The sequence below is a fragment of the Paraconexibacter sp. genome, from assembly GCF_041602235.1.
In the GTDB taxonomy this organism is placed as follows: domain Bacteria; phylum Actinomycetota; class Thermoleophilia; order Solirubrobacterales; family Solirubrobacteraceae; genus Paraconexibacter.
The window spans coordinates 1-8,600 of the sequence record NZ_JBFIGP010000162.1; the positions used below are offsets into that span (position 1 = coordinate 1).

An 8,600-nucleotide genomic window follows, 5' to 3' on the forward strand; every position below is an offset into this window, starting at 1 on the left:
CATCCACCCCAACGCGCCCGCGCTCGAGACGTTGAGGTTGCGGCCGTAGTCGGTCTCGATCTCGTTGATCGCCGCCAGGATCTCCCAGCGAATCCCGTACTCGATCCCCGCCGCCTGATAGATCGGCAGCAAGAACGGCGGAATCCGGAACTTCTCGATGAAGAAGTTCGGCACACCCACCGGAGCCACACCCGGAAGCGCGACGGAGAGCTCGGGGTTGTCCTCGCTCGGAGACCCGTCGGGATTGCGACCCTCCCCGGTGAGCCGCTCGGCCTCGGCCGCCTTCAGCGCCTCCTCCTGCGCCTCGGCCGCCCGCTTGCGGGCCTTGGCCTCGGCCGCGGCTCGATCCTTCGCGTCCGCGCGCCGCGCGGCGTCGCGGCGCTCGCGTTCCCGGGCCTTCTTGCGGGCCTCCCGCTCCTCGTCGGTCGGCGCCCCGACGACGGCGGTCGGCGCAGGGTCCGGCGTAGCGGTAGGCGCCGGGCCGGCGGGCCCGCTGGGGGCCGGCTTGGGCTTGGGCGTGGTCGTCGGCTTCTCCGCACCGACGACAGCCGGGCCCTCGTCCGCCGGAGAGGCGGACGTCTGACCGGGTCCGGCCGACCCGGTCGGCGCGCCATCCTGGGCCATGGAGGGAACTGCGCCGCCCAGAGCGGCGCCGCCCAGGAGTCCCGCCGCGGCCAGGCTCGCGGTGATGCGGTGCCGGTCGCTCACGGTCGTATCGTGCCAGTCGCGGCGGGCGTGTGCGCGTCGCACCGTCCGTGACGCGGCGCACCTTCTTCCGGGTGTTCGCGGTCGTGCGCGCGCGGGCACCCGACGGGACGGTCGCGGACTGCGCGGGGTGTGGTCGTCAAGGGGAGCATCCGGAGTCGGTCGTACTCCGTCCATCGGCAGCGCCGCGCCCGATCTTGCGCGCAGCAGGCCGTTCTGGACGGTCGTTGCAGTGGCGGTCGTCCCCTCAGCGCCTGCGCTTGAGGGCGATCCCCTCGAGCAGGTGCGCGACCGTCTCGCAGGCATCGACCGATGCCTCGAGGGACTCGTAGATGTCCTTCCAGCGGATGACGACCATGGGGTCGATCCCGCCGACGAACAGCGCGGCGATGCCGTCGCGGACGAGGCGGTCACCTTCGTTCTCGAGACGGTGGATCTCGACGAGGTGCGGGGCCATGTCGCTGCTCCTGACGAGACACGAGAGGGCGCGTGCGACCTGCTCGCCCGCGCCGACCAGCACGTTGGCGAGCGCAACCGCCTGCTCCATGGCCGCCTCCACCCGGTAGACGCCCAGCGCGTCGGCGGTGGCCTCCGCGTGGTCGACGATGTCGTCGAGCGCGGTGGCGAGCGCGTGGCCGTCGGAGACGTCGAAGGGGATCCGCCGCCGCCCGGCGCGGTTGAGCCGGTGGATGATGTCGTGGGTGATGCGGTCACCCTCGTGCTCGCAGTGCACCAGGTCACGCGCCAGCCCGTCGTGCTCCGGGTAGTCCAGCAGGAGATCACGCAGCAGCAGTCCGGCGCGCTGGACGTTCTCGCCGGACTCCTCGAGCAGTCTCAGGAGGTCCGGATCCGGACCCCCGCGGCGCAGCAGCGGGGACATCCCCAAGGACCATAGAGCGATGCTCCGCGTGCGGGAGCCCGGTTTCACGGCTCTTTCACATTCTCTTCACGGGTCCGTCACCTGGCCTCTGGTGCTGGGCCGACAGCATGCGCGGCGATGGAAGCGTCGTCGACCCCCGAGCCCGTTCTCCGCGCCGGCGATCTGGAGGTGAGGCCGGACGAGGGGCTCGCGCTGGCGGCCGGTCGCACGTTGATGCTCTCGGTCCGTGAGTTCGGTCTGCTGGTCGCGCTGACGGCGCGTGCGGGCCACATCGTCGGTCGCGACGACCTGTTCGCCGAGGTCTGGGGAGGAAGCCTGCGGCACGGCGACCGCTCCGTCGACGTCTACGTGCACAAGCTGCGCGTCAAGCTCGAATCGGCAGTCCCACACGTGCGCTGGATCCACACGCACGTCGGCTTCGGATATCGGCTGGAGCCCGAACCGGCGGCCCCGCCGGTCACCGGCGCTTCACATCCTTTTCACACCGAGGGCACACCTCGGTAACAGACTTCGGCCGACCCGCTGTGAGTCTGCCGTGCGCATGAACAACCCAAAGGAGATGCAGTGAGGTCAAGAAACTTCCTCGCCGTCATGGCGGCCGGCGCCCTTGCGCTCGGCGTCGCCGCGTGCGGCGACGATGACGAGACGACGGCGGGCACCACCGGCTCCGGTGCGTCCACCGAGCAGCTGTCGGGCAAGATCACCATCGACGGCTCATCGACCGTCTTCCCGTTCGCGCAGGCCGCGGCGGAGCTGTTCCAGGAGGAGCAGCCGAACGTGCAGATCACCGTGGGCCAGTCCGGCACCGGTGGCGGGTTCGAGAAGTTCTGCGCGGGGGAGACCGACATCTCCGACGCATCCCGTCCGATCAAGGAGGACGAGGAGGCCCCGCTCTGCGAGAAGAGCGGCATCGGCTACGGCGAGCTCACGGTCGCCAACGACGGCATCGCGGTCGTCACCAACAAGGACCTCGCGGTCGACTGCCTGACCACCGACCAGCTCAAGGAGCTGTGGAACAAGGGCTCGAAGGTCAAGTCGCTCGCCGACATCGATCCGAAGCTCCCGTCCACCGAGCTGTCGCTGTACGGCCCGGGCACGGACTCCGGCACGTTCGACTTCTTCACCGCCGAGATCAACGGTGACGAGGGCGCGACCCGTGACGACTACCAGGCGTCCGAGGACGACAACCAGCTGGTGACGGGCGTCGAGGGCGACGCGGGCGGGATGGGCTACTTCGGCTTCTCCTACTACGAGGCGCAGGCCGACAAGCTCAACCTCGTGGGCGTCGACGCCGGCGACGGCTGCGTCAAGCCGTCCAAGGAGACCATCCAGGACGGCTCGTACAAGCCGCTGTCCCGTCCGGTCTTCATGTACCCCTCGAACAAGGCGCTCGAGCGTCCCGAGGTCAAGGCGTTCATGGAGTTCATCGTCGCCAACCAGGAGACGATCGCCGACGCCGCCAAGATGGTGGCGCTGACCCCGGAGCAGGTCGAGCAGGCCAAGACCGACCTGGCCGCCATCGAGGCGCAGTAGCGACCGATGACGGGCACGACCACCACGTCGAGCTCGTCGCCGGCGAGCGGGTCCGGGGCAGTGCTGCTCCGGACCCGCACGCGTCGGTCGACGGGGGAGGCCCTCATCCGTGTGCTGCTCGCGGCAGCGGCTACGGTGTCCGTGCTCACCACGGTGCTCATCGTGTTCTCGCTGATCCGCGAGACCGTGAGCTTCTTCGGCGAGGTGCCCCTCGCCGACTACCTCCTCGGGGACAAGTGGACCCCACTGCTGGGTGGTGAGCAGCAGAGCTTCGGCGTCCTGCCGCTCGTCTGGTCCACCCTGTACATCACCTTCATCGCGCTCGCGTTCGCCGTGCCGGTGGGCCTGCTGAGCGCGATCTACCTCAGCGAGTACGCACCGACCAAGGTCCGCAAGACCATCAAGCCGATCCTCGAGGTCCTGGCGGGCGTGCCGACGATCGTCTTCGGCTACTTCGCGCTGACCTTCTTCACCCCGGAGTTCCTCAAGGGGTTCCTCAACCTCGACATCGCGTCGAACAACCAGCTCGCGGCCGGACTCATCTGCGGCCTGCTCGTGATGCCGATCATCGCCTCGGTCGCCGAGGACGGCATGAGCGCCGTCCCCGCGGCGCTGCGCGAAGGCGCGTTCGGGCTCGGAGCCAACCGGATGCAGGTCGCGATCCGGGTCGTGTTCCCGGCGGCGCTCTCCGGCGTCGTCGCCGGCATCGTGCTGGGCGCGTCCCGCGCGATCGGGGAGACCCTCGTGATCCTGCTGGCGGCCGGCAACGGACAGCTCCTGCCCAACGGACCCGTCACCGACCCCGGCGAACCCGCGGGCTCGATGGCCGCGTTCATCGCCGGCACCGCCGGTGGCGACATCCCGACCGGCTCCCTGGAGTACGAGACGATCTTCGCGGTCGGATTCACCCTCTTCCTCATCACGCTGGTCCTCAACATGATCTCGATCCGCCTCGTCAACAAGTACCGGCAGGTCTACGAATGAGCACGGGCAAGCAGATCGCGGACGCGGCCATCGCCAACAGCGCGATCCCGGCACCGGACGGCACCGCGCGCGTCAAGCAGGGCGCGTTCAAGAGCCTCATGTACGGCGCCCTCGCGCTCGCGATCCTCGGGCTGGTGCTGCTGCTCGGCGACGTGTTCAACGACGGGGCCGGCAAGATCAGCCCCGAGCTCTTCACGAACCAGCCGTCGAAGATCCGGCCCGAGACCTCCGGGTTCCAGTCGGCGCTGATCGGCACCGTCTACCTGATGGGCATCGTCGCGTTCCTCGTCGTCCCGCTCGGCGTGGCGACGGCCATCTACCTCGAGGAGTACGCGGACCGGACGAAGTGGTGGAACCGCCTGGTCGAGGTCAACATCCAGAACCTCGCCGGCGTGCCGTCGGTCGTCTACGGCATTCTCGGCCTGGCCTTCATCGTCCGCGGGCCGCTGTCGCTCGGCCGCACGATCGTCGCCGGCGGCATCACGCTGGCGCTGCTCGTGCTGCCGGTCGTGATCATCGTGGCGCGCGAGGCGATCCGCGCCGTCCCCCCCTCGATCCGCGAGGGATCGCTGGCGCTCGGGGCGACCAAGTGGCAGACGATCTGGAAGCAGGTGCTCCCCGGGTCCATCGCGGGCATCGCGACCGGGGTCATCCTGGCGCTCAGCCGGGCGATCGGCGAGACCGCACCGCTGCTCATCCTGGGCGCCGCGATCTCGCCGCGCATCAACCCCAGCCTCGACAACGAGGTCCTGACCGCGATGCCGCTGCAGATCTTCAACTGGACGCGGGATTCGGAGGTCGACAAGTTCCTCCCACTCGCCGCAGCTGCCATCCTCGTGTTGATGGTGGTCCTGCTGATGATGAACTCGCTCGCGATCTTCCTCCGCAACCGCTACGAGCAGAAGTGGTAGGTGCCCTTGTGTCCGACCAAGCCAAGCGAACCCCCCTCATGACCGAACCAGACCCCGCCGCCACCCCGGGTGAGGCCGCCCACCGGCACGTCCACGAGCACGACGCCCCCACGTCTGCCGCCGGCGCGCCGGGTGAGGTTGCCCGTCCCGCCCAGACGATCTTCGAGTGCAAGGGGGTCAACGTCTCCTACAGCGGGACCCTGGCGGTCGAGGACGTGGACATCGACCTCGGGCTCAACGAGATCACCGCCTTCATCGGCCCGTCGGGCTGCGGGAAGTCGACCTTCCTGCGGGTGCTCAACCGGATGAACGACCTGATCCCGGGCGCGAAGGTCGAGGGCTCCGTCGTCTACCACGGCCAGGACCTGTACGCGAGGAACGTGGACCCGGTCCAGGTGCGCAAGCGCATCGGCATGGTCTTCCAGAAGCCCAACCCGTTCCCGAAGTCGATCTACGACAACATCGCGTTCGGTCCCCGCATCCTGGGCATGAAGGGCGACATGGACGAGATCGTCGAGAACGCCCTGCGTGGCGCGGCGCTGTGGGAGGACGTCAAGGACCGCCTGAAGACCAACGCCTTCGGCATGTCGGGCGGTCAGCAGCAGCGCCTGTGCATCGCCCGCGCGCTGGCGACCGAACCGGACGTCCTGCTGATGGACGAGCCGTGCTCCGCGCTGGACCCGGTCTCGACCGGCAAGATCGAGGACCTCATGCTCGAGCTCAAGGAGCGGCTGTCGATCGTGATCGTCACGCACAACATGCAGCAGGCCGCGCGCGTGTCCGATCGGACGGCGTTCTTCATCGTGGACCTCTCCGCGGGGGAGGGCAAGCGCATCGGCAAGCTCATCGAGTTCGACGAGACGCAGAAGATCTTCACCAACCCGACCGACGAACGCACGGAGCAGTACGTCACCGGCAAGTTCGGCTGAGCGGCATGCCACGCGACAGTCGTCTTCACTTCGCCGAGGAGCTCCAGCAGGTCGAAGCGGCCGCCATGGGCGGCCTGGACATCGTCATCTCGCAGCTCGACCGCACGCTCGAGGCGCTCGAGCACCAGGACGTCGAGCTGGCGGCCGTGGTCGTTCAGGACGACGACCGGGTCGACGGCCGGTATCTCGAGGTGCACCAGTCGATCCTCTCCCTGCTCGCGCTCCAGGCGCCCGTGGCCGGGGACCTGCGACTCGTCGCGGCGCTGCTGCACGTCGTCAAGCACATGGAGCGCATGGGCGACCAGTGCGTGAACATCTGCAAGCTCCTGCCGCTGATCGGGCACGAGCCGCCGACCGTTCCCGAGGTCGCCGAGCGGATCCAGCGGATGGGCAAGCTCGCCCGCTCGGAGGTCGTGCAGAGCAAGCAGGCGTTCACCATGCGCGACACGGACCTGGCGGAGGACATCGTGCGCCAGGACCAGGAGATCAACCAGCTCAACCGCGAGCTGTTCCGCCTCGCCATCCAGGTCGGCACCGACGAGGACCTGCGGGAGTGGGGGATGTCGATGGTGATGATCGCCCGCGCGCTGGAGCGGATCGGCGACAACGCCGTGGACATCGGGGAGCAGACGGCGTTCGTCGTCACTGGGCTCTTCCGGGAGTTCTCCGACTCCTCGCACCGCCCCGCCGCGGGTACCTGAGGGCGCCGACGGGCCTCGTGCCCGTCGGCACGAACTCCGGCATCCTGTGAAAATGTGGTGACCGGGGGCCGCAACACGGTGTGCAGACCGGGGTACGCCCTACAATGGCTCCCGTCATGCATGACCCGATCCCCTCCGGTGCGGACCCGCTCCGCATCGCGGTCATCGATACGGACTCCGGCTTCCTGCAGGTTCTCGGGAACCGGCTGGAGCGCCTCGGCTGGGAACACCGCGTTCACGCCGGAGCGATCCCTGTCGACACCCTCGTGGCGATGCGCGTCGGCGCGCTCGTCGTCGATCTCGCCACGCTCGGGCCTGCCGCCTGGGAGTACCTGGACAAGGTCTGCTCGGCCATGCCGGGCCTCGGCGTCGTCGTCTGCACCGGCCAGTCCACCGTGGCGCAGCGTGTCCGCGGGCTGCGGGCGGGCGCCGACGACTGGCTGAGCAAGCCCTGCCATCCCGAGGAGCTCATCGCCCGCATCGAGGCCGTCTCGCGGCGTCGCAAGCGCACCGAGGCCCGTCCGGAGGCGCCCATCGCCGTCGGCGAGATCGAGATCCGGGCCGATCGGTTCCAGGCGTTCGTGGGCGACCGATCGGTGGACCTGACCCGGCGCGAGTTCGAGCTCATCGAACTGCTCGCCGGCGCGGAGGGCCGCGTACTCGAGCGCGAGGAGATCTACCAGCGGGTCTGGGGCTACGCGATGGCTCGCGGGGACCGCTCGGTCGACGTCTTCGTCCGCAAGCTGCGCCAGAAGCTCGAGAAGGCCTCGCCGGACTGGCGCTACATCCACACGCACTTCGGCGTCGGCTACCGGTTCGCACCGGAGCCGGTCGGCGGCGCTCCGGTCACGGCCGTGCCCGAGATGCCAGCAGCCGAGGTCGCGCCCGCCCCGGCTCGCTCGCGCGCCCTGGCCTGAGCGCCGGGCGCTGGTCGGTAGCATCCGCTCGACATGAGCGTCGGCCTGCGCAACACCCTGATCGTCTTCGCGATCGCCGCCGCTGTGCACTTCACCCCCGGCGGCGGCACGACCGCCGACACGGTCGGTGCGCTGCTGTCGATCGGGATCATCATCGCGTTCGTGCTGATCGGCGCTCGGCTCTACCGCGAGAACCGGGTCGCCATCTTCTCCCTCGGCGACCAGCACCGCGGGATGCTCTACGGCGCGATCGGCGCCGCGGTGTTCGCCATGGCGGCCCGCGAGCGGCTGTGGGACACCGGGGCCGGCCTCATGCTGTGGCTGGCGATGATCGCGGGCGCGTCCTACGCGCTGGTCGCCGTGTGGCGGCACTACCGCTCCTACTCGTTCTGAGCCCGCGCCGCGGGCGGTGCGCGTTCCCGCGGGAACGCGGACGGTGACGAAGACGGCACACAAGAGAGCGTCGACCGACACGGAGTGGCGGTAGCGCTGTCACGCGGTCGCCGGAAGGGTTGCGGCCATGATCCGGCGACCCACCGACAGCGGCCAGGCCAGCGTCGAGTTCGTCGCGCTGCTGCCGCTCATCGGGCTCGTTGGCGCGCTGCTCGTCCAGGCCACCCTGTTCGGCTGGGCGCAGTGGTCGGCGGGCGGCGCTGCCCGGGCCGCCGCTCGGGCGCACGCGCTCGGCTCGCCCACCCTCGGGGCCGCGCGTGCTGCGGTGCCCGAGCGGCTACGGCCGGCGGTCCAGGTCCGCACGCGGATGGACGCCGTCGAGGTGCGGGTGCGGGTGCCTCGGCTGGTGCCCGGGATCGCGGCGGGCACGGTCACGGCGCGCACTCGGTTCCCCGCGCAGGACCAGGGCGGCTGAGGTGCTGCGTCGCTGCGATGGGCAGGCGAGCGTCGAGCTCGTCGCCGTCATACCGCTGGCCTTCGTGCTGGCGTTGGCCGTCGCGCAGTTCCTCGCGGTCGGTGGGGCCCGCGATCTCGCGGGCGCGGCGGCGACCGCCGGAGCAGCCGCACTCCTGCAGGGCGGAGACCCG

Annotated in this window: 10 protein-coding genes and 1 pseudogene; 9 read left to right on the plus strand and 2 right to left on the minus strand. The window is 69.9% G+C overall.

The window, feature by feature from the left end; genetic code table 11:
* Nucleotides 1-708: pseudogene (locus tag ABYE80_RS13170) on the minus strand (hypothetical protein); the annotation flags it as partial.
* A 244-nt stretch (nt 709-952) separates the two neighbouring features.
* Nucleotides 953-1,585, minus strand: coding sequence for a DUF47 domain-containing protein (locus tag ABYE80_RS13175; protein ID WP_372790743.1), 633 nt, complete (start codon nt 1,583-1,585; stop codon nt 953-955).
* A gap of 117 nt (nt 1,586-1,702) precedes the next feature.
* Here ABYE80_RS13175 and ABYE80_RS13180 point away from each other — a divergent pair, with 117 nt between their 5' ends.
* From ABYE80_RS13180 to ABYE80_RS13220, 9 genes are all read left to right on the plus strand, one after another.
* Entirely contained in the window at nt 1,703-2,089 is a 387-nt protein-coding gene (locus ABYE80_RS13180) for a helix-turn-helix domain-containing protein (protein ID WP_372790744.1), read from the plus strand.
* Nucleotides 2,090-2,149: 60 nt separating this feature from the next.
* Nucleotides 2,150-3,118 (plus strand): PstS family phosphate ABC transporter substrate-binding protein, encoded by a 969-nt coding sequence (locus tag ABYE80_RS13185; protein WP_372790745.1) that lies wholly within the window; start codon nt 2,150-2,152, stop codon nt 3,116-3,118.
* Nucleotides 3,119-3,124: 6 nt separating this feature from the next.
* Entirely contained in the window at nt 3,125-4,102 is a 978-nt protein-coding gene (gene pstC / locus ABYE80_RS13190; RefSeq protein WP_372790746.1) for a phosphate ABC transporter permease subunit PstC, read from the plus strand.
* Nucleotides 4,099-5,013, plus strand: a complete 915-nt coding sequence (gene pstA / locus ABYE80_RS13195) for a phosphate ABC transporter permease PstA (protein WP_372790747.1) — start codon at nt 4,099-4,101, stop codon at nt 5,011-5,013. The genes pstC and pstA overlap by 4 nt, the downstream gene beginning before the upstream one ends.
* Before the next feature lie 38 nt (nt 5,014-5,051).
* Entirely contained in the window at nt 5,052-5,942 is an 891-nt protein-coding gene (gene pstB, locus ABYE80_RS13200) for a phosphate ABC transporter ATP-binding protein PstB (RefSeq protein WP_372790748.1), read from the plus strand.
* A gap of 5 nt (nt 5,943-5,947) precedes the next feature.
* On the plus strand, nt 5,948-6,643 hold the full coding sequence (gene phoU / locus ABYE80_RS13205) for a phosphate signaling complex protein PhoU (protein ID WP_372790749.1): 696 nt from the start codon (nt 5,948-5,950) through the stop codon (nt 6,641-6,643).
* Nucleotides 6,644-6,759: 116 nt separating this feature from the next.
* Nucleotides 6,760-7,560, plus strand: a complete 801-nt coding sequence (locus tag ABYE80_RS13210) for a response regulator transcription factor (RefSeq protein ID WP_372790750.1) — start codon at nt 6,760-6,762, stop codon at nt 7,558-7,560.
* A 33-nt stretch (nt 7,561-7,593) separates the two neighbouring features.
* Nucleotides 7,594-7,953 carry a hypothetical protein gene (locus ABYE80_RS13215; RefSeq protein WP_372790751.1) on the plus strand — a complete coding sequence of 120 codons (360 nt, stop codon included), beginning with the start codon at nt 7,594-7,596 and terminating at the stop codon, nt 7,951-7,953.
* A 127-nt stretch (nt 7,954-8,080) separates the two neighbouring features.
* Complete coding sequence (locus ABYE80_RS13220) at nt 8,081-8,428, plus strand: TadE/TadG family type IV pilus assembly protein (RefSeq protein WP_372790752.1); 348 nt, start codon at nt 8,081-8,083, stop codon at nt 8,426-8,428.
* The last annotated feature ends 172 nt before the right edge of the window (nt 8,429-8,600 follow it).